Source organism: Pseudomonas sp. NPDC087639 (assembly GCF_044743385.1).
Taxonomy (GTDB): domain Bacteria; phylum Pseudomonadota; class Gammaproteobacteria; order Pseudomonadales; family Pseudomonadaceae; genus Aquipseudomonas.
This window is the reverse complement of the sequence record NZ_JBIUWI010000016.1, coordinates 1-355: the sequence shown is the minus strand read 5'-3', so window position 1 is coordinate 355 and position 355 is coordinate 1. Positions and strand designations below refer to the sequence as shown.

Genomic DNA, 355 nt, shown 5'->3' with positions numbered 1-355 from the left:
CTCAAGCGCACGGTGGATCACGTCAAGGCAGTGGACGGCATCAATTTCAGCCTGCCTCAGGGTCAGACCCTGGGGATTGTGGGGGAAAGTGGTTCCGGCAAATCCACGCTGGGTCTGGCGATTTTGCGGCTGATCGGCAGCAAAGGCGCCATCCGCTTTGAAGGCAAGCAGCTAGACTGCCTGACGCAGAACGAGGTGCGCCCGTTGCGTCGGGAGATGCAGGTGGTGTTTCAGGACCCGTTTGGCAGCCTGAGCCCGCGGATGTGCGTGAGCGACATCGTTGGCGAAGGCCTGCGGATTCACAAGATGGGCACCGCCGCCGAGCAGGAAGCGGCGATTATTGCGGCATTGAAGG

At 61.4% G+C, this 355-nt stretch carries 1 protein-coding gene; it reads left to right on the top strand.

What is annotated here, in order from left to right:
* Positions 1–355 (top strand): ATP-binding cassette domain-containing protein (locus ACIOVB_RS09285; protein WP_401266960.1); only part of this gene is annotated, 355 nt, incomplete at both ends.